Raw genomic sequence first — 19415 nt, forward strand, 5'->3', positions numbered from 1 at the left:
TATTTCAGTACCTGATACATTGAAATGCTCATAGCTGTGGCTTATTCACTGAGATATGAAAGGTTGAAAAACCTTGAATTTTCAATAAAAACACTTGATTATATGAGGAGGTGATGAGACATGGGAAAGCCCACAGCAATGCAGGAAGTACGTCAGTTATACTGTTTGTTTATACAAGCTGCAGCAAAGAGATGGGAAGAAGATTGTATATCAGCATGTCTGGGGCACGAGGCAAAGGCGCTGGCGGATGTTAAAAGAAGCGGAGCGTTATTTGGAGTATGCACAGCTCGACAAGGAGAATGGGCTGCTGGATGTAACTGGGTACCAACAGGAAATGCAGGTTATAAATGCCCTCAGATTCACTGTTTTACAATGTTACCAGGAAATCCCAGGAGAACAAAAAGAAGAAAAGGCGGAAGAGTGAAATATGGAAGAGGATGAAATTGTAAGGCTGTTTAATGCCAAGATCAAGCTGGAACGGAAGCAGTATAAAAAACGAGTATTACAGTTAGAACCAGAGAAGATTTACCAGAAGGCGCACCAGATCAACTGCAGGGAGAACATTGCAGAGACATTACTGAAAAAGAGCTGTGAGATGAAATCAGAGGTTCTTCGCTGCCTTCTGGTCCTGCCAAATGTGATCCAGTTCTTTTATGTCCGGTGGATGGGAAAAGGAGATTCTTTTCAGCTGGAACTGGAGAACAGTATGGATGCTGGAATCAAGGAAATTGGTCTGCTCTTAAAGCAGACAGAAATGGAGGCAGCATGAAGAAAAGAGTCATGTGTGTACATACGGAGCTGGTAAAGGATGGCTCTGTCCTTTATGAAGGGAAAGATGGAAACAGAAGTTTTTCAACAACGGAAGAGGCTGCAGGTTTTGCAGCCCCTTTTTTCGGAAATCAGGATAAGGAAATGCTATATGTTTGCGCTGTGAATGGGGAAGGTGAACCAATATTAATGGAAATGGTTGCAAAAGGTAGCATGAATACCTGCTATGTGGAACCGGCAGATGTATTTAAAGCTGCGATCCTGGTGAATGCGTATGGAATCTTCTGTTTTCATAACCATCCTGGTGGCAGGGTAAAAGCGAGCAAGGAAGATATAAACCTGACTGCAAGGCTGGAAGCCTGTGGTGTTATGCTGGGGATTCCGTTATTGGACCATATTATTATCAGCAGCCAGGGAGAAGTTTATAGCATAAAAGAACATGATGAGAAACAGCTTAACGAAACCATGAGCGGAATGTTTGATAAAAAGAACGAATAAAAATCAATGGAAAAAGGAGAATGAAATTATGGCTGCAGAAGTTGAAACAATGTTTTACACAAGAGAAAAACCATGGCATGGCTTAGGGACACTGGTTGCAGAAGCACCAGAATCAAGGGAAGCACTGCGGATTGCCGGGCTGAACTGGAAAGTCCTCCAGGAACCTGTCTATACGGAAAATGACGAACTGATCCAGGGCTATAAGGCAAATGTAAGGGATTCTGACAGGAAGATATTAGGTGTGGTCACAGACCGCTACAAGGTTATCCAGAACGAGGAAGCCTTTGCATTTACAGATGCCTTGTTAGGAGAAGGAGTGCGCTACGAAACAGCTGGCTCCCTGCAGGAGGGGAGAAGGGTGTGGCTGCTTGCAAGACTTCCAAGGGAATATATCATTGCCGGCGAGCGTATCAGCCCATACATGGTATTTTCCAATACCCATGACGGTTCCGGTGCGGTGAAGACGGCGCTTACCCCTATCCGTGTAGTATGCAATAATACGCTTAACCTTGCCCTGCGCACGGCAAAGCGGAGCTGGTCTATGATCCACACAGGGGATATCAGCGGAAAAATCGAGGAAGCGAAGAATACCCTGTTCCTGGCGGATGAGTATATGTCTGCTCTTGGAAAAGAGTTTGAAAATCTGAGGGGAATCCGGCTGTCTGAAAAACAGGTCATGGATTATATCGAGATTCTGCTTCCGGTAGAAGAAAATTTCACCCCACAGCAGAAACGTGGCATTGAAAGATTGAGGGAAGACATGAGAATGCGCTACTTTGACGCTCCCGATCTGAAAGACGTAGGAAACAATGGCTACCGCTTTATCAATGCAGTATCGGATTTTGCAACCCATTCTACCCCAAGAAGAAAGACTGCAAATTACAAAGAGAATATCTTTGCCAGAACCGCAGACGGAAATCCGCTGATCGACAAGGCTTATCAGATGGTGCTGGCAGCATAAGGGGGAGCAGATGAAAAAATTTGGTTTGGTAGATATTATCATTATTTTATGCGTGCTGATCCTGGAAGTGCTGGTATTCCACGATCAGCTTGTTTCATTTATAAGGGCTGTAATAACCGGAATTTAAGAACGGAGGAATGGCTGAAAAGCCTGTAGAAAGTAAGGATGAAGATTTTTGAGATCATAGCAGGGATCTGCATATTGGTAGTTGATGTTTTGGTAGCTGTAAATCAGTTTATGAAAGTAATGGATATTTTTACAGGGGAGAATGCAGAATGAAGAATATTATGATTCCGACAAAAGATTTAACAAGGGAAGAGTGGCTGGAACTCCGCCGAAATGGTATCGGAGGCTCTGACGCTTCGGTGGTGATGAGAAAGAATCCCTGGCGTTCCATCCAGCAGCTGTGGGAAGACAAGACTGGCAAAACACCGGTGCAGGAGAACTCCAATGAGTATACATACTGGGGCAATGTGATGGAGGGGATTATCCGTAAGGAATTTATGAACCGTACAGGTCTGAAGGTACGGCAGAAACATTTTATGATGTTCCATCCCCGGTTTCCGTTTATGTTCGCGGATGTGGACGGGATTGTCACAGACGAGCGTGGTGAAAAATGTATTTTTGAGGCTAAGACCGTCAGCCAGTACCGTGAGGATGAATGGAAGGATGGGAAGATTCCTACAGAGTACATGATGCAGGTCCAGCATTACCTGGCAGTCTGCAATATGCAGAAAGCATATATTGCAGCTCTGATCGGCGGCAACCGTTTCATATATTATACGATCTTGCGTGATGAAGAGATGATTGCTGATCTGGTCTATGCAGAGAAAAAGTTCTGGGAGTATAACGTAAAGTGCGATATCCGCCCGGAGATAGATGATTCTGAGGCTACGAAAGAGTTTCTGGACAGAAAGTATAAGGAATCCGTGAAGGACAGTGTCCCGCTTGACCGTTCCCTGGTGAAAGTCCTGGAGGAATACCAGGATGTAAGCGGTCAGCTGAAGGTTATGGAGAAGCGGAAGACCGGCCTTTCCAATCAGCTGAAAGCTGCCCTTGGGGAGCATGAAGAGGGAAAATTTGACAACGGTCAGATTGTACGCTGGAAACGGATTGAGAAGAATTTACTGGATTCTAAGAGGCTGAAAGCAGAGAAGCCGGAGATTTATAATCAGTATACCAGTGTAAATGCTTACCGCACCCTGTCCATTGCGTCTTAAAGGGGGCTGGTACTATGGCTGTGGAATCGAAGATAAGAAGCTTACATGCAGATGAAATCGAATGCAGGGTAGGCAGTATCGGTGAAAAAGGAATCTCGCTTCTGTTATATAAGAATGCAAGGGTAGACCAGGCAATCCTGGATGAAGTCTTTGGCATATATGGCTGGCAGAGAAGCCATATGATGATTGGAAATTCCCTGTACTGTACCGTGAGTATCTGGGACCAGGAGAAAAAGACCTGGATTTCCAAGCAGGATGTGGGGACAACAGGGGATTTTGAAAAGGAGAAAAGTGCTGCTTCGGATTCGTTCAAAAGAGCGTGCGTGAATCTGGGGATTGGAAGGGAGCTGTATACGGCTCCCTTCATTTTTATCCCAGCCAGTAAAGTGGTGGTTACAGAGAAAGACCGGAAGAAGGTTGTGAAAGACAGTTTCAGTGTAAGTGCAATCACTATTTCGGCAGATAAGGTCATTACAGGAATTTCGGTTATCAATCAGAAGAAAGCGGAGGTTTTCAGATGGGGAAACTTAAACGCTGCAGAGAAGAACAATGGAGATGCAAACGAGGAATGGCAGGAACTGTACAGGGAGCTGGAAAGGACGAAGGTGCCAGAGGAACAGATTCTAAAGCGGTATGGTGTTAAGTCTCTTTCCGAACTGGATGAGGTATCAAGGAAAAGAGCACTGAATGGACTGAAACGAACAAAATCAGCCGCCTGATTATGGGCGGCTAATCGAGAAGCTGGAAATTGTAGATATGGGATGACGCGTCAGATCCAAGAAAAAATGTACGGCAGTCAGAAGTACCGCTGCGGAGCTACAAAGAGTAAAAATAACGGAGGAATTGCAGATGGATTACATGGAATTTAAAAATCAGATGTTAGCAGAGATAGAGGAACGCCTTACTGAAAAAGAATATGCCTGTTATGAACCGGCAGATGGCAATATGCTGGAAGAAAGTCTGGTGATTCAGGAAGGAAACGAGCCGATAAGATTTGGTGCGACTACGACAAGCATGTACCGGGCTTATAAATCCGGTTACAGTATAAGGCAGATTGCAGAAGAAATCATAAGGGAAAAAGAGGCACATAAGGAAATCAAGGGGCTGGAAAAGATCAGAATGCTTGATGATTATGAGCGTGTGAAGGAAGACTTATATATTCGTATTGTCAGTACAAATAAAAAAGTGACAGTACTGGAACGAGGAATTTACAGAAAGATTGGGGATATCATTTTGGGGGTGTATCTGCGGATAAATGAGGATGATGGAAAACTGTGCACAACACTGATAGACAATACTTATCTGGATAAGTGGGAGTTGTCAAAAGAAGACGTTTTGGAGCAGGCTATGGATAATACCGTGAAAATGGCACCGCCAAGATTTTATGACGGTATGCAACTGAAACTCTCTATCCTTACTGGTAGATATGGTGGAATTCCCATAAAAGAATTCAGCCCTACGGAGAATGAGAGAAGATATGGCTGTTTTCTAAGCACGGATAAAAAAACGAATGGTGCGACTGCAGTGTTCTATCCCGGAGTAGCAAGAAAGATATGTGAGGTGTATGGCACAGAAGCTGTTTATATTGTACCAACCAGTATCCATGAAGTAGCAATACACGACATCAGATACACGGAGGATGTGGAGATGCTGTCAAAGTGTCTGGAAGCTGTAACGGAGGACTCAACGCCAGAGGATGAAGTGGCAAGCAGCCATATTTTTATGTATGAGCTGAAAACAGATAAGATTACCGAGGTAATGTGATGGAATACGGTTATGCAAGAGTAAGTTCTACAGAGCAGAACCTTGACCGCCAGGTTCTTGCCCTGCAGGAATATGTAAAGCCAGAGAACATTGTAATGGACCGGCAGTCCGGGAAAAACTTAGACCGTCCTGGCTATAATGCCTTAAAAGGAATATTTGGTCTGCGCCCAGGGGATGTTTTATACATAGTGAGCCTGGACCGTCTCAGCAGGAACAAGGAAGACATCAAGAATGAAATCGCCTGGTTCAAGGCGCATAAGGTAAGGCTGATGATCTTAGATCTCCCAAGTTCCATGGTGCAGGTACCGGAGAACCAGGAATGGATTATTGACATGATACAGAATATCCTTATAGAAGTGCTGGCTTCCATGGCAGAGCAGGAGCGACTGATGATCCGCAAGCGGCAGAGGGAAGGAATCGAAGCAGCGAAGAAGAAAGGCAGGCACCTGGGACGTCCTTATCTGAAAGTGCCCGATAATTTTGAAGAAGTGTATGCTGAATGGAAGGCAGGAACTATCACAGCCAGAGCAGCGCAGAAGAAACTTGGAATGTCCAGTGCGAGTTTCTATCGTCTGGTGAAAAAGCAGCAAGCGGATGAATCAAAAGGTGTGTGATTTTTGTTACATGTATCAAATACAGAAACTAAGATTTTGAGAGACCAGATAAGGGGGCTTATCTGGTCTCTCGTAAGGTAGAGGTTGTGAAAATGTCCTCTTTTGAAAAAAATCGAAGGAAAAGTTGAATTATAAGGTTATTTTTAGAAAAACTATAATTTTTTTTCTAAAAGAGGGCAGATCTGATCTCTAATTGTGGAAGAGGTTGAAAATCTCCTGTGCTCGTTTATATTGGAAATTATATACTTCAATCTCAGCAGGAGCTTTGGTTTCGCCCGCCTGTTTTGAGGAAATATAAGAAAAAGGATAAAAACCTTTGGAAGCTTCTACAGAAGATTCCATGGGACGGAGTAGAAATCCACGTAACAATGAGCTGTTGAATGTAGTATTTGCAGCATTCAAAAAATGATCAGAGTAAAAAGCTTGATCTGTCGATGCTGAATTTTTTGAATCATGGATGACTGTATTCTGCTTTGCAATATATAAAGTTTCAATATCGTGAACCAAGTGATTCCAATAGAAATCAGGGTTATTAATAGGGGAAGCTTTTCCACAACAACCTAAAATGTCTTCATGACTTAAATGTGTAAAATCAGCAGTAAGAAGATGAAGGTGTTTCTCAATATATGCTTCAAAATAAATGGTCGTTTTTTTCGGCATAAAATCTGGAACAAGATGTTGGAGAGTTGTTTTCCAGAGTGCTGAAAATATAGGAAGAACCATTTGGTTAAGTGTTTGAAAAAATTGCTCTAATAATTCTTTACCTCTTAAACTCTTCTGTATGTTATTTAAAACTTTGTTAGGACCGGAACGTGTCATCATTGATTGTGGAGTGTACTGTAAATATTTTGTTTCCAAGGTATCATTGTCTTTGAGTGCTTCTAGTGCATAATGCAGAAAAAAGTGTCTGGAATATACCAACGGGCAGAGGGCTAAGTTTTCCAGCAAGTTATTGAAGTCAGTTCCAGCAAATTTTGAAGGAACGGACTCTAAATCTGTTTTAGATCCATCTATGTCTGAACTAATGTCCGTAATATACGAGAAAGTAGAAAATCCAAAGTAACGTTCATTTAAAGTATGAAAGAGATATGCGTCAGTAGCTGAAAAAGAATGAGCATTTTGGGGAGCGTGTAAAAGTTCCTTATATAATTGTGCATAAAGTGAAAGTGTAGTTCGAGCAGCACTTTTGGTATGTGACGATAGATTGTGGCTTAGGGCATTAACTGCATTTCCTTTAAAATATGTGTAAATTGGAAATTTATAAATCCAAGGGACATATATTTCAGAACTAGTTGAGGTTACAATTTTTTTACAGTCATTAAAAACAAAATGAATGAAATCTTGTTTATTCTTACCCTTTACATTGTTCTTATGGTACCACCAATTTTGGCGGCGATCGTCCGTTGGATCTGAATTTAGGTCGGTGGATTTTTTATAGTCTGGATTGGAAAAGAACCCAGAATTAAAATAATCTTCATATTTCACTGATAAAGGCGAACAACGCTTTGGATCATTATAAAAATAATCCTGCTCAAGATAGTGAAAGAAACCTTCTGAAATACAGTAATTATAGAGCGAGAGCTTGAGAAGTGCAGCTAATGCAGAAAGAAACCAGTAAAAATTATCATCCTTCTCTTGTTCCGCTGTTGTTTCTCCAAAAAAGGAATCCATGAATCCAGTTGTCGGAATAAATTTTACATATTGATAGGCATGGGTGTATATATGGTCAAAAAGTGTATGAAAAAAGAGTTCAATATTCTCAGAATTAATATCTAATTCTACTATCCCCTTTTGTTCTAATTCTGCGTGCACCTCAATAGCTATGGCTTGTGGATCAAGAAGATAGAAGTACTTTAGGATATATTCTTGTTCCAATAAAGAATTGGTACTGAAAAAATCTAAATTCATATTATCATCTCCTGCAAAAATATTTTACATTTAATTGAATTATACAATATAAATCTAAAAATGTAAAATAAAATCACACTATTAAAGCGTATTTACGAAATGGTAATATTACAAAAATGGATGTATGATAAGAGCATAAAAAACAAAGGAGGACATGAAGATGACAAACGGATTTAATCCTGGCTATCCAATGAATACTTGCACAGGACCGGGAATGAGTATCCCAGTGAGCGAGCCAGAAAGAGTTCTTTATGAGGTTACAAAGAGTAATGCAGAGATGGTGGCTGCTGTAAACACGCTGCATAATAATACGCAAAAGAGCTTGTATGACAATCAGAAGCTCATGGAACGGATGGCAAGGAAGAGCAAAAAACTACATGGAAAACCTTGTATTATGATAGGTGGGAATGGAGTTTATTGCCTTGCTCAGTTATATGATGATGGGACTTCTACGCAATCTCAACTTATTTTTAACATAACCGGCGAGTGTGATATATACAATCTCAGTTTTCCAAAATTACATGGAAAAACGAAAAGATATGTAGCGATTATTTTTATGAACGAAAGGACATGGGTTATATGCGATAAAGAAAAAGTAACTGGAATAAATCTATACAAATGGTTCGTGGAGGCTGGTATTCAGTTTGATCCATGCTTTAAAGATAAGCTGATTAAGGAGGCTCTCTTTGATTATTTTGCCCCGAAAATTGCAAATGCTAGAAGTATAAAGGAATTGGATGGAATGGCAGGATGGTGGCAAAGCCAATGGAGATATGCCGAATGGTTCCAGACATTTATACCTAGCGGTATGCCGGAACTTCCGGTTATGGATAAACACTTTACAACAGAATATCGTGGAAAGGAACTACTGGAAAAGTTTCTGAAGGGAATTGCCAGTATAGAAAGTAAGCATTACCGCGTTGTAGTGCTGGAGACACTGGTTAGCGGTGTACTGGCAAACCTTTTTCAAGAGGCAGGGATTTATAGTAATTACTTTTTGAACTTTGTGTTAATCGGTAGACTGGACAAGGAACTGTTCTGTCGGTTATATCAGGTGTTCAACAGAGGAATTTGGGAAATCCAGGAAGCAAATGTTAGATCAAAACTAATTTCAGATTATGTTCGTACCATAAATGATGAGGTGTTGATAGTACATGTACCAAGTGACGAAGATTCTCATAGGCGGAAGAGTATAGAAAGGAATTTGGGAGATATTGTGAATAAAATATGTGAAAGAGACTGTTCATCCTTGAACATTCCTTGGAAAGTAAATGCTTCATTGGTAGTGGTGAATGAGTATGTATCAGACTTGGACAGCGCAATCAATATTATCACAGACAAACATACTTTCACGCCAGAACTTATAGACATGCTAAGAGGAAATGCAGTTGACGCATTCTTGTATGAGCTAGTGACATATGTAGAAGCACATATGGCTGAGGTAAGGGCTGTTATAAAAAAGTGGTCGAGCAACCAGGACGGCAATATGAGCCTGGTGCTTCTGAAAGCAATTTGGGAAATACTGTCAGAGTTTGCAAGAGATAAAGGCATTGATCTTGCAGCTGCTTTGGGAATACCTGGAAGTCCAGATTGGGGAGTTATGTGGCGCAGCTTAACTGACCGACAAGAAATGGGCGAAAGGATGGTAAAGGCTGTGAGAAGCTCGATGAGTAAGTTCTACGTTAAAGAGAAGTATTTCGGTTGTGGATATGTGAAGGACAGTTGTTACTATGACAACGAATATTTCTGGATTCCAATTAAGGTGTTCAAGGAAATAATGAAAACCAACTGCATTCCATCCAATAAGTATCGGGAGACGCTTGTAAAATGGAAACAGCAGGAACTTTTATTACCAGATGAGAGTGGGCTGACATACAAACTACGTGTGGATGGAGCAGCTATACAAACTTATCGGTTTAGAAAGGCATTATTCGATCAGCCGCTTTTTGTTCCGATTGAAGAACTCGGAAAAGATGAAGAGCATGAAAGTGAAAAGGGTATGCGTGTAGTTTGGCACCCTCAAAACGGTGAAAACTATAAACAGTGTAAACACTAGAAAGGAGACCACAGTACAATGCTGAGAGATTTAGAAGGAAACATAATAAACCTAAAAGAATTCCCGGATGCGTTAAATAACCATAGACTTATTTGGGGTAAATCCGGTAGTGGTAAAACCTGGTGCTGTTACAGGATGATTGAAGAGGCAGTAGAACAGAAGAAAAAGTGCGTGATTTTTGACTACTCTGGAAGTTATACCACAAAAGAACAGGAAAGAAGCAAGTTTGCTAGCAGGGATCAGACATATGTGTTTGATGGAAACCAGCCGGGGATTACATACTGGTATACAGGCAAGAATGTCTATTCTGCTTTTGAAGAGGCATTGATAGTGGCGCTCCCATTTAGGGGACACCGACAGCGGGAGTTTCTGCACAAAGTGATGGAACTTCTAAAGGAACAGGAGAAGGAGCTTACGTTTGCTTCGGTAATATCGGTTCTGGATGGGTATGTGCAAGGTTTGACGGATGACGAGAGTAAGGAACGTGGTGAGAAACTGTTAGATATCATTGGACAATATGAAAAGCTTGATATCATTTTTCGCAAGAAGACGCCAGAGATGGACAAGGAGCTGGAAGATAACAACCTTGTCACTATAATGCAGTTTACTGAACTTGAAGGTGGTACAAAAAAGTTTTTGACGGAATTTATGTCAGAGTTGCTGTGGCAGAGTGTGAAGGATGGAGCTAACAGTGCAGATTACATTTTGTATGATGAGTTTCAGAATGTTGCCCTTGGCAAGGGGAGTACACTTGGAGCAATGTTGCGTGAAGGACGCAAATGTGGACTGGGTGTATGGCTGGCAACTCAGATTCTTTCAAATTACAAGCCAGAGCAGATTGATACGTTACAGCAGGTAGATACAATGTTGCTGTTTCAGCCTTCAGATCGAAGTATGAAGGGGATTGCACAGCTTGTTGATTGTGAAGCTTGGAAAATTTGGCGAAGAGCATTATGGGAGCTGCCAAAAGGACAGGCCATCTTAAAAGGAAAGTACAGTGTTAATCACAATTCAAAAGTTTTGAATACACCGATCATATGCTTGGTGGATTCAAAGTCCACTAACTGAAAACCTGTAAATTGGATAAAAGAGAGGAGAACCTACCTATGAAAAATGAAGTTGATATTTCCAAGAAATGTTTGCTGACACTGGAAGAAGCTGCTGGTTATACAGGCATTGGAGTGAACAAGTTGCGAGATATGAGTAATGATGAGCGGTGCACCTGGGTTCTTTGGAACGGTGCGCGCAGGATGATTAAGCGAACCAAGCTGGAAGCCTATCTGGATTCAGCATATTCAATCTAAAGAGAAATCCACTGGAACTGTAGGTACTGTTGTCCTACAGTTCCGTCTATGAAAGGGGAAATTTTATATGGCAAAAAGATATGATTCAAGACATCGTTTACTTCGTACTGGCGAATCTGAGAGAGCAGATGGATATTATACATATCGTTGGACGTCAAGATCAGGAAAAAGAAATTCGGTAACTGCGGGCACATTGGAAGAGCTTCGCGAGAAAGAAGATGAAATTCAAAGAGATGTGTCTGATGGAATACGTGCTGACGCTAAGAATGTGACGCTTAACACACTGTATGATTTATGGAAAGAACTGAAGGTGAACCTTAAGCACAATACGTTTTCAAATTATTGCTATATGTATGACCAGTTTGTTGCTGATAACATTGGAATGTTGCCGGTTACAAAGCTGAAACGTTCTGATATAAAGGCATTTTATAACATGCTAGCAGATACAAGGGGCCTGAAGATTGCGACAATAGATAATATTCATACAGTGATACATCAGATTCTGCAGCTTGCTGTTGAAGACAATTACATAAGAAGAAATATTTCAGATAATTTGCTCAAAGAATTAAAAAGTTCTCATCATTATGAGGATTCACATAGACGCGCTTTGACATTACCAGAGCAGGAGCTGTTTATGGAATTTTTGTCCAAAGAGAACTCACAGTATTATCATTGGCTTCCTATTTTTACAGTTATGCTGGGAACTGGAATGCGAGTAGGTGAAATTACCGGGTTACGTTGGAATGATATCGACTTAAAGTCTGGAATGATAGACGTGAACCATACGCTGGTTTATTATAAACATCGGGATGAGAACGGCTGTTATTTCGATATTCATTCTCCGAAGACCAAAGCTGGAGTGCGTCAGATCCCTATGACGGAGGAAGTAAAGAATGCGTTCCTGTTAGAGAAAAAAATGCAGGATCTGGCAGGAATACAGTCCAAAGTAACTATTGACGGGTACCACAACTTTATTTTTGTAAACCGCTTTGGTAATGTGCAGAACCAGGGAACCCTAAATAGGGCTTTACGGCGTATTATAAGAGACTGTAATGACAAACAGCTCCTGAAAGAAAAAAAGAATCCCATGTTACTTCCAAACTTCTCCTGCCACTCACTCAGACATACGTTTACAACACGCTTGGTAGAAGCAGGAGTAAATATTAAAGTGATACAGAACCTGTGTGGTCATAGCAGAAGTGATGTGACACTTGATATATATACGACAGTAACAAAAGAATTAAAACAGGCAGAGTTTGATGATTTCCAGAAAAAACTGAAAGAAAAGAAGCAGGAATGGAAAAACAGACAGGAAAAGGATGCGTGATTCTCTTCTGGCGTTGTCGAAAAAATCTTATTGCATAAGCAGTGGTAGTAAGATTATAATAAATGTAAAGGAAACAAAAGATAAGCTATGGAGTTATAGACTATAACAAGTGAATGAAACATTGGATAATTTGAAAGGAGGAATTGTCGATGGGAGCAACAGCAACAGTGAGAAAATCAGATTTTATAGATGCAATGGAAGAGAACCAGAAGGATGTCCGTAAGATGGTAATGGACAGTTACCATGATATTGAAAAAGGAAAAGGAAGAGATTACAAAGAGTTTTTTGCAGAATTAGAAAGCAGGTACAGGAATGCAAATGTATAAAGTTATGATGCTTCCTATGGCAGAGGAAGATATCATGAATAATACGGATTATAGTGCGTTCGAGAAAAAAGCACCTGAAACAGCGTTAGAATTGGCAATGGGTTTTCGTAACACCATTGCCAAACTTGAGTTTATGCCTAAACAGCATGAATTGGATGAGGATGAAGAATTAGCGGCGAGAGAAATCCGGAAGTGCTATTATAAAAACTATAAGATATATTTCTTTATAGATGAAAGAGTTAGAACAGTATACGTGCTGAGAGTCTTACATATGCTGGTGAATGCAAAACCATTGTTACTGAATATGAGGTTCTGATTTTTGTACCAATCATGTACCAATTTTGTACCAATCTGTAAAAAATATCGTAGGGATATATAAAGAGATGTTCTGACAATTAAACCCATGAAATAGAGCCATTATCCAGACGTTATGGAATGAAAGTGTGGCAATCATATCTGGAAAATAAAACCAGTGGCGCAATGAGAATGTACTGGGTTTACGGTCCAGATCAGAAAGATATTACAATTATCGGTTTGGAGCCACACTCAGAAGATAAGAAAATGGTGCATACGACCGAATTTCACTGTCAGATTTGTAGAATAAAACTGAATATGGAATTTTAACTGAGCAGCTATTCTATAAATAATAGGGTGGCTGCTTTTATTCCTTATTAAGTGGGAGGTGTTTGTCTAAATTTGGAGAAAAATACTTATTGCATAACCGAGTGTGGTACGCTTATAATAAAGTAAGATATCTACTATATTTGAACAGAAGGTGCCGTGAGAGGCATTGAAACTGGTAATGAGCAGCAGGAGGTGGGACTATGCCGATAACAACACGAAATTTATTGGACCAGTACACAGAAATTTTACAGAAAATATATGGAAAACATTTAAAAAAGGTGATTTTGTATGGTTCTTATGCAAGAGGTGATTACAGGGATGATTCAGATATAGATATTATGATTCTTCTGGATTTATCTGATATGGATATAAAACAGTATCGGCATGAATTATCTGGTGAAACCTTTGATTTTAATATGGATCACGATCTTGATATAAAGCCCATAGCTAAAAGTCAACAGCATTTTCAAAATTGGGTTGATGCGTACCCATTTTATGCAAACGTGGAAAAAGAGGGGGTAAAGCTATTTGAAGCAGCCTAATGAAAAAGGAACACAGAAGGATCTGGTTCTGTATAGAATTGAAACGGCACAAAGTGACATTAAAGCCGCAGAGATTCTTCTCGGTGCGAAAGAGTTTCGTGGTGCCAATAATCGTGCATATTACGGAATCTATCATGCTGTGTCTGCAATTCATGCGCTAGACGGAAATGCTTATAAAAGACATAAGGATGCATTGGCAAACTTCAATAAAAATTATGTCAAAACCGAGATTTTTCCAAGAAAGCTCGGAAAGAAAATTGCTGAATCAGAAGAAATAAGACATGCCAGTGATTATGATGATTTTTATATAGCTACTAAGGTCGAGGCTGAGGAACAGATTCAGACCGCCAAAGAGTTGGTGAAGCTGGTAGAAGAATATGTTCAGAAAAGATGGGCACAGGAAGAATGAACACTTCAAATTGAATATGGATATAACGTTAAAAAGTCTTGAAACAGCATTTTCATACCAGTCTTGAATATGTTGTAAGAGAATTATTATAGCTGGATCTTGGGGTACAATCTTTGTACCAATCTTGTACCAATTTTGTACCAATCGGTACAAAAAATAGTAGGAAAACGTAGATTTCCGTGGAATCACGAAATGCGAAAAAGCCTGAAAAATAGGCATTTGTGGGACATTGGAGAGATGGATTAAGAGACATCCTGATTTTCCCGACAATGAAGTCCTTACCGAACGACAAGTAAGAAAAACCCAGTGTTTATGCGGGTTTCGGGACTTTCAAAATCAAATAAATTTACCTCTTTACACCAAATTTACACCAATCGGTGCTAAAAACGGTGCAGAGACTAAAAAATCGCATAATTTTAAGTTTCACACAGCTCCTGAGAAGTTACTGCTTCTCAGGAGCTTCTTTCATTTCTCATAGTTTTCGGACTACATCGCAAACTACACCAATCCTGTTTTTCTCAATATAATGAGGATAATCACAGAGGAAGGGGTGGTTATACTATGAGCAACAGTTTAGCAAGCGTTCACCCGGAGCTAATTTCTGAATGGTCAGAGAAGAACTTACCGCTAACGCCGGATAAGATAACCTTCGGTTCAAATAAAAGAGTGTGGTGGATAGGTGCTTGCGGACACGAGTGGGAAACGAGCGTCAAAGCTCGTTCAAAGGGCGAGAAATGCCCGATATGCTCAGGAGCGAGAGTAATAGAGGGTATCAATGATTTAGCCACATTGAAGCCCCTGTTGGCTCAGGAGTGGTCTAAAAAGAACAAATTAAAGCCTACCGAGGTATCTGTCGCTTCTCATAAGAAGATTATTTGGAAATGTAAACACGGACACGAATGGGAAGCAAGCGTTAAAAGCAGAACGGTAAACGGCACAGGCTGTCCATACTGCTCACATAATAAAGTCCTTGCCGGATTCAATGACCTTGCTTCACAGTATCCCGATATTGCTGCTGAATGGTCTGACAGAAATCTTCCGTTGCTGCCTACAATGGTAACAGCCTTTGCAAACAGTAAGGCTTGGTGGAAATGCAAAGATTGCGGAAACGAGTGGTACACTCTTATTTCAACCCGTTCCGGTGGGAGCAGATGTCCGTATTGTAGCGGATATACATTGCTCAAAGGATTTAATGACTTGGCGACTACGCACCCTGACCTTGCGGCTGAGTGGTCAGAAAGAAATTATCCCCTAATGCCTGATGAGGTAAACGCAAAATCAAGACACAATGTTTGGTGGAAGTGTAAGACCTGTGGCAATGAGTGGAAGTCCGTTATCAATGCTCGTGTAAAAGGAACAGTATGCCCGGTTTGTGCGGACAGGGCGGTTCTTGCAGGATACAATGATTTAGCCACAACGGACAGGAAACTGCTTGCTGAATGGGATTACGAAAAAAACTCTCTGCTCCCGACACAAGTGTCAAGAAAGTCAATGAAAAGTGTGTGGTGGAAATGTTCACTTGGACACTCTTGGAAAGCAAAAATCAGCGACAGAACAATTATCGGAGAAAAATGCACCGTATGCGAAAGCGAATATCGATCCGTGTTCCCCGGCTTGGCTGTCGCCTATTACGCCAATCAAAAAGGACTAAAGGTACAGCTCGGTTCAGATAAACTATTGGGAATACCTCTTGAAACATACATTCCGTCAGAAAAGCTGGCGATAGAATTTACGAACGGCTCAGAACATATGGAGGTTCTCAAAAGCCACTTATGCAAGCAACGAAATATAAAACTCGTAAAACTCCCTTTTAAGACAACCGAAACGGAAGCGGAGTATGCCGACAGAGTAAAAGCAGTTTTCAAAAGCGTACATATCTTTATTTATTCTGATGTCGAAGCAGATGTTTCGGTAATCAGAGCAAAATTCAATGAATGGAGGAAGCGACTGTGAGAGAAGAAAAGTTCCATATCTATCTTAATGATGACGAATATAGCAGAGTAATACAAACACTTATCCGCTTAAAGAACAGTCTGATTTCACAAGGCAGATACACCGACGGAGTTGACGATGTTCTCTGCAAGGTGCTTTCAACCAAGAAAAGAAAGCTCAAAATCAAATATATCTGAATACGAAAAGAGACCGCCTACACGATGTAAGCGGTCTTTGCTAATTTAGAGTAAGTTCGACAAATTGGAATTTATTTTAAGCTATCACGTTTTACCTTCTTAAGCCTTACTATCATTACCATAGGAATTTCTTTGTTGGTTTTAAAACATTCTTCATAAAATCCATCAATGACAAATCCAGCTCTAAAACAAAGGTTAAAAATATCTTGTATGGAACGATGATAATAAATCTGCTCTTTCGGTTGCCCTTCAATCGCTATATCATAGTAACTGTGCGGTGTCATATATTTTTCAGTCAACGTGACAAAACAAGGGTGTTGCGTTGCAAAGACAAAAATTCCGCTTTCCTGCAACAGTTCATAAACAGCCATAAGAAGTGGTTCAATATCCGTAATATCCATAATTGCCATATTAGAAACTGCTTTCGTAAAGGCTCGATTTCTTTTTAATTCTAATATACTTTTTCTATCGGTCGCATCCGCCACACAAAATTCAATTTGTTTTGCATATTGTGATTGCCGTCTTTTAGCCAATTCTATCATTTTTTTGCTGTAATCAAAAGCGACAACCGAAGCGCCTCTTTGTGCAAGATACGAAGAATAATTTCCATTGCCACACGCAATATCCAAAATGTAATCCGCAGGATTAGGAGATAGAAGTTCCGTTACTTTGGGACGCACTACCTCTCTGTGAAATTCATTAGATTCGTCACCCATTGCATTATCCCAAAATTGTGCGTTCTCCTCCCAGATTTTTTTACTTTCCTCTGTTCCCATGTTCTCTCCCACTCCCCAAATTTGCTTTTTTGCTTCCATTAAATCTTCCTTACTATATTCCATTGTTACCCTCCATAACTTCTGATTGTTGCCGTCTTGACGATTATGTATCTTTACATTACCTTCTGAAACATATGGCGCACCTTGTCCAGGCGGCTGTTTGGACGGCGGGGCTGGATGACTGGCTTGCCGACAGCGGCCTGATACCCTTTCAGTTCTGTAAGGCATACGCTCTGCCCGTTGGTGTAAAAGGCCAGATCAGTACGGTATGCCTGTATACAGCGGGCGGGAATCTCGCCAGTAAAGACAACTTCATCCTTTTTTTCCTGGACCGTTTCGATGGTGGCACAGTATTTCGGTGCATCATGATAAGCCCTGGAAAGATATTCCCGGGGCGCATAGAGGGTGAAGGAGAGATAAGGTTCCAGCAGTTGCGTCCCTGATTCCTTCAATGCCTGTTCCAATACAATCGGGGCCAATGAGCGGAAGTCCGCCGGCGTGCTGACCGGACTGTAATAAAGCCCGTATTCAAAGCAAATCTTACAGTCCGTTACGTTCCAGCCGAACAAGCCCTGCTCCAGCCCGTAACGGATACCATCCCTGACAGCGTTTTGAAAACTCTGGTTCAAGTATCCCAGCGAAACCCGGCTCTCGTATTGTACACCGGAGCCAAGCGGGAGTGGTGTAACAGACAGTCCGATGGATGCCCAAAACGGGTTGGGCGGCACCTCGATATGGATGGTGTGGCTGGCTGCTTTGAGCGGCCGCTCCATATAAATGACGGTGGGTTCCTTTACCACTGTTTCAAGCTTGTATTTTTCCGACAGCAAAGCGGAAACAACCTCCAACTGCACCCGGCCCAAAAAAGAAAGAATGATCTCATGGGTGATGGAATCCACCTCGCAGCGCAAAAGCGGGTCAGTATCCGCAAGTTGCGTAAGAGCGTCCAGCAGCCGTTCTCTTTGCGCTGCCGTTTTCGGCGCAATCGACGTCCGCAGCATGGGGAGGGGGTCCTCACGCCACCTTTTACGAGGGAGCCGGGTTGGGTCCCCTAATACATCGTTTAACCTCACGCTGTCGCTGGGAAGGATAACAATTTCACCCGGATAAGCGGTGTCTGTCCGAACAATTTCCCCTTTGGATGGAATACGCATCTCTGTGATTTTCAGCTTTTCTCTCCCGGCCAGGGCCACCGTATCCCGCAGGCGCAGCGTTCCGCTGTATAGCCGTAGATAGACACGCCGCTGGCCGCAATCTGTATACTCCACCTTGAAAACGCTGCCGCATAGGGCGGCGCTCCCCTGTTCCCCAATCGGTTGGAACAGCCCTGTCACCGCATCCATCAACGGTTGAATGCCAAGGCCCTTTTTGGCGCTGCCATAATAGACCGGGAACAGGGAGGCGTCTTGAACCCGCCGCTGTTCCTCCCGCACAAGTTTTTCCCGGCTGATTGGTTCTCCTGCGATATACTTTTCCAATAATTCATCGTTATTTTCGATGACCGCATCCCATGCTTCTATGTCGGTATTTTCCTCCAGGACTATTTCCGGGGACAGCGACACCGTCTGCTTGATGATAATATCGGCGGAGAGCTTATCCCGAACAGACTGAACCACGCTCTGCAAATCAACGCCAGCCTGGTCGATCTTGTTGATAAAGATAACGGTGGGAATGTTCATTTTCCGCAGGGCATGGAACAGAATACGGGTCTGGGCCTGCACGCCATCTTTAGCGGAGATCACCAAGATGGCCCCATCTAAAACAGCCAAAGAGCGGTACACCTCCGCCAAAAAATCCATGTGGCCGGGCGTATCCACAATGTTGACTTTACATCTGTGCCACTGGAAGGAAGTGACTGCCGCTTGAATGGTAATCCCACGCTGCCGCTCCAAAAACATGGTGTCCGTCCTCGTTGTCCCTTTTTCGACGCTCCCCGGTTCTGAAATGGCTCCGCTGGCATATAGCAGGCTCTCCGTCAAGGTCGTCTTTCCAGCGTCTACATGGGCAAGAATTCCAATATTGATTATTTTCATGTGATTGTCCTCCCTTTACTGCCCCGAAGGGCATAAAAATCCCCAGCAGTAAAATACTTTTACCACTGGGGATGATAATTTGCGGACATACACATATACAGCATACACCTGTTTGTGATTGCTGTTTTTGGGGATATGTCAAAATTGATAAGGCAA

The 19415-nt window shown here is 41.7% G+C and carries 20 protein-coding genes; 17 read left to right on the forward strand and 3 right to left on the reverse strand.

All coding sequences use genetic code 11. From position 1 onward, the window contains the following. Positions 1–247 precede the first annotated feature (247 nt). The 8 genes from ACTQWB_RS17555 to ACTQWB_RS17590 all read left to right on the forward strand — a co-directional run bounded on the left by ACTQWB_RS17555 (position 248) and on the right by ACTQWB_RS17590 (position 5825). Positions 248–424, forward strand: coding sequence for a hypothetical protein (locus tag ACTQWB_RS17555; RefSeq protein ID WP_441502723.1), 177 nt, complete (start codon positions 248–250; stop codon positions 422–424). A gap of 3 nt (positions 425–427) precedes the next feature. Then, positions 428–769, forward strand: a complete 342-nt coding sequence (locus ACTQWB_RS17560) for a DUF3848 domain-containing protein (protein WP_441502724.1) — start codon at positions 428–430, stop codon at positions 767–769. After that, a complete protein-coding gene (locus tag ACTQWB_RS17565) occupies positions 766–1266 on the forward strand; it encodes a JAB domain-containing protein (protein WP_441502725.1) in 501 nt (166 codons plus the stop codon). Before ACTQWB_RS17560 ends, ACTQWB_RS17565 begins: the two co-directional genes overlap by 4 nt. Before the next feature lie 28 nt (positions 1267–1294). Further along, the gene (locus tag ACTQWB_RS17570; protein ID WP_441502726.1) at positions 1295–2227 is read left to right on the forward strand and encodes a DUF932 domain-containing protein; all 933 of its coding nucleotides are present in this window, start codon (positions 1295–1297) and stop codon (positions 2225–2227) included. 275 nt (positions 2228–2502) lie between these two features. Then, positions 2503–3447 carry a YqaJ viral recombinase family nuclease gene (locus ACTQWB_RS17575; protein ID WP_441502727.1) on the forward strand — a complete coding sequence of 315 codons (945 nt, stop codon included), beginning with the start codon at positions 2503–2505 and terminating at the stop codon, positions 3445–3447. A gap of 14 nt (positions 3448–3461) precedes the next feature. Then, entirely contained in the window at positions 3462–4166 is a 705-nt protein-coding gene (locus ACTQWB_RS17580) for a Rad52/Rad22 family DNA repair protein (RefSeq protein WP_441502728.1), read from the forward strand. Positions 4167–4296: 130 nt separating this feature from the next. Then, entirely contained in the window at positions 4297–5211 is a 915-nt protein-coding gene (locus ACTQWB_RS17585) for a DUF5688 family protein (RefSeq protein WP_441502729.1), read from the forward strand. Further along, complete coding sequence (locus ACTQWB_RS17590; RefSeq protein WP_441502730.1) at positions 5211–5825, forward strand: recombinase family protein; 615 nt, start codon at positions 5211–5213, stop codon at positions 5823–5825. Before ACTQWB_RS17585 ends, ACTQWB_RS17590 begins: the two co-directional genes overlap by 1 nt. A gap of 189 nt (positions 5826–6014) precedes the next feature. On the opposite strand, the gene ACTQWB_RS17595 is transcribed toward ACTQWB_RS17590, so the two are convergent. Next, positions 6015–7733 (reverse strand): hypothetical protein, encoded by a 1719-nt coding sequence (locus ACTQWB_RS17595; RefSeq protein ID WP_441502731.1) that lies wholly within the window; start codon positions 7731–7733, stop codon positions 6015–6017. Between the two features lie 160 nt (positions 7734–7893). Between ACTQWB_RS17595 and ACTQWB_RS17600 the strand changes: the two genes are divergently transcribed. The 9 genes from ACTQWB_RS17600 (at position 7894) to ACTQWB_RS17640 (ending at position 16274) form a co-directional block, all read left to right on the forward strand. Beyond that, the gene (locus ACTQWB_RS17600) at positions 7894–9789 is read left to right on the forward strand and encodes a hypothetical protein (RefSeq protein ID WP_441502732.1); all 1896 of its coding nucleotides are present in this window, start codon (positions 7894–7896) and stop codon (positions 9787–9789) included. Positions 9790–9807: 18 nt separating this feature from the next. Beyond that, positions 9808–10857, forward strand: coding sequence for an ATP-binding protein (locus ACTQWB_RS17605; protein ID WP_441502733.1), 1050 nt, complete (start codon positions 9808–9810; stop codon positions 10855–10857). Positions 10858–10895: 38 nt separating this feature from the next. After that, on the forward strand, positions 10896–11093 hold the full coding sequence (locus ACTQWB_RS17610; protein ID WP_173729208.1) for an excisionase: 198 nt from the start codon (positions 10896–10898) through the stop codon (positions 11091–11093). Between the two features lie 67 nt (positions 11094–11160). Continuing rightward, entirely contained in the window at positions 11161–12420 is a 1260-nt protein-coding gene (locus ACTQWB_RS17615) for a tyrosine-type recombinase/integrase (RefSeq protein WP_441502734.1), read from the forward strand. 149 nt (positions 12421–12569) lie between these two features. Then, complete coding sequence (locus ACTQWB_RS17620) at positions 12570–12746, forward strand: hypothetical protein (protein WP_155512658.1); 177 nt, start codon at positions 12570–12572, stop codon at positions 12744–12746. Continuing rightward, a complete protein-coding gene (locus ACTQWB_RS17625; RefSeq protein ID WP_226838187.1) occupies positions 12733–13062 on the forward strand; it encodes a type II toxin-antitoxin system RelE/ParE family toxin in 330 nt (109 codons plus the stop codon). Before ACTQWB_RS17620 ends, ACTQWB_RS17625 begins: the two co-directional genes overlap by 14 nt. Before the next feature lie 508 nt (positions 13063–13570). Then, positions 13571–13912 carry a nucleotidyltransferase domain-containing protein gene (locus ACTQWB_RS17630; RefSeq protein WP_173703807.1) on the forward strand — a complete coding sequence of 114 codons (342 nt, stop codon included), beginning with the start codon at positions 13571–13573 and terminating at the stop codon, positions 13910–13912. Then, positions 13899–14321, forward strand: coding sequence for a HEPN domain-containing protein (locus ACTQWB_RS17635; RefSeq protein ID WP_173734826.1), 423 nt, complete (start codon positions 13899–13901; stop codon positions 14319–14321). Before ACTQWB_RS17630 ends, ACTQWB_RS17635 begins: the two co-directional genes overlap by 14 nt. A gap of 561 nt (positions 14322–14882) precedes the next feature. Further along, positions 14883–16274, forward strand: a complete 1392-nt coding sequence (locus ACTQWB_RS17640) for a zinc-ribbon domain-containing protein (protein WP_367285828.1) — start codon at positions 14883–14885, stop codon at positions 16272–16274. A gap of 247 nt (positions 16275–16521) precedes the next feature. On the opposite strand, the gene ACTQWB_RS17645 is transcribed toward ACTQWB_RS17640, so the two are convergent. Together ACTQWB_RS17645 and tet(W) are read right to left on the reverse strand one after the other, a co-directional pair. Beyond that, positions 16522–17289 (reverse strand): class I SAM-dependent methyltransferase, encoded by a 768-nt coding sequence (locus ACTQWB_RS17645; protein WP_002586626.1) that lies wholly within the window; start codon positions 17287–17289, stop codon positions 16522–16524. 50 nt (positions 17290–17339) lie between these two features. Further along, positions 17340–19259, reverse strand: coding sequence for a tetracycline resistance ribosomal protection protein Tet(W) (tet(W), locus tag ACTQWB_RS17650; protein WP_441502735.1), 1920 nt, complete (start codon positions 19257–19259; stop codon positions 17340–17342). Positions 19260–19415: the final 156 nt, after the last annotated feature.

The organism is Blautia sp. HCP3S3_H10_2 (assembly GCF_052122375.1).
GTDB lineage: Bacteria > Bacillota > Clostridia > Lachnospirales > Lachnospiraceae > Blautia_A.

What these genes read in the sequence shown, in the direction of transcription:
- ACTQWB_RS17585 (WP_441502729.1), top strand. Translation starts at nt 4,297, where the DNA reads ATGGATTACATGGAATTTAAAAATCAGATGTTAGCAGAGATAGAGGAA.
- ACTQWB_RS17605 (WP_441502733.1), top strand. Translation starts at nt 9,808, where the DNA reads ATGCTGAGAGATTTAGAAGGAAACATAATAAACCTAAAAGAATTCCCG.
- ACTQWB_RS17570 (WP_441502726.1), top strand. Translation starts at nt 1,295, where the DNA reads ATGGCTGCAGAAGTTGAAACAATGTTTTACACAAGAGAAAAACCATGG.
- ACTQWB_RS17555 (WP_441502723.1), top strand. Translation starts at nt 248, where the DNA reads ATGTTAAAAGAAGCGGAGCGTTATTTGGAGTATGCACAGCTCGACAAG.
- ACTQWB_RS17610 (WP_173729208.1), top strand. Translation starts at nt 10,896, where the DNA reads ATGAAAAATGAAGTTGATATTTCCAAGAAATGTTTGCTGACACTGGAA.
- ACTQWB_RS17580 (WP_441502728.1), top strand. Translation starts at nt 3,462, where the DNA reads ATGGCTGTGGAATCGAAGATAAGAAGCTTACATGCAGATGAAATCGAA.
- ACTQWB_RS17630 (WP_173703807.1), top strand. Translation starts at nt 13,571, where the DNA reads ATGCCGATAACAACACGAAATTTATTGGACCAGTACACAGAAATTTTA.
- ACTQWB_RS17640 (WP_367285828.1), top strand. Translation starts at nt 14,883, where the DNA reads ATGAGCAACAGTTTAGCAAGCGTTCACCCGGAGCTAATTTCTGAATGG.
- ACTQWB_RS17565 (WP_441502725.1), top strand. Translation starts at nt 766, where the DNA reads ATGAAGAAAAGAGTCATGTGTGTACATACGGAGCTGGTAAAGGATGGC.
- ACTQWB_RS17575 (WP_441502727.1), top strand. Translation starts at nt 2,503, where the DNA reads ATGAAGAATATTATGATTCCGACAAAAGATTTAACAAGGGAAGAGTGG.
- ACTQWB_RS17595 (WP_441502731.1), bottom strand. Translation starts at nt 7,733, where the DNA reads ATGAATTTAGATTTTTTCAGTACCAATTCTTTATTGGAACAAGAATAT.
- ACTQWB_RS17625 (WP_226838187.1), top strand. Translation starts at nt 12,733, where the DNA reads ATGCAAATGTATAAAGTTATGATGCTTCCTATGGCAGAGGAAGATATC.
- ACTQWB_RS17620 (WP_155512658.1), top strand. Translation starts at nt 12,570, where the DNA reads ATGGGAGCAACAGCAACAGTGAGAAAATCAGATTTTATAGATGCAATG.
- ACTQWB_RS17645 (WP_002586626.1), bottom strand. Translation starts at nt 17,289, where the DNA reads ATGGAATATAGTAAGGAAGATTTAATGGAAGCAAAAAAGCAAATTTGG.
- ACTQWB_RS17600 (WP_441502732.1), top strand. Translation starts at nt 7,894, where the DNA reads ATGACAAACGGATTTAATCCTGGCTATCCAATGAATACTTGCACAGGA.
- ACTQWB_RS17560 (WP_441502724.1), top strand. Translation starts at nt 428, where the DNA reads ATGGAAGAGGATGAAATTGTAAGGCTGTTTAATGCCAAGATCAAGCTG.
- ACTQWB_RS17615 (WP_441502734.1), top strand. Translation starts at nt 11,161, where the DNA reads ATGGCAAAAAGATATGATTCAAGACATCGTTTACTTCGTACTGGCGAA.
- ACTQWB_RS17590 (WP_441502730.1), top strand. Translation starts at nt 5,211, where the DNA reads ATGGAATACGGTTATGCAAGAGTAAGTTCTACAGAGCAGAACCTTGAC.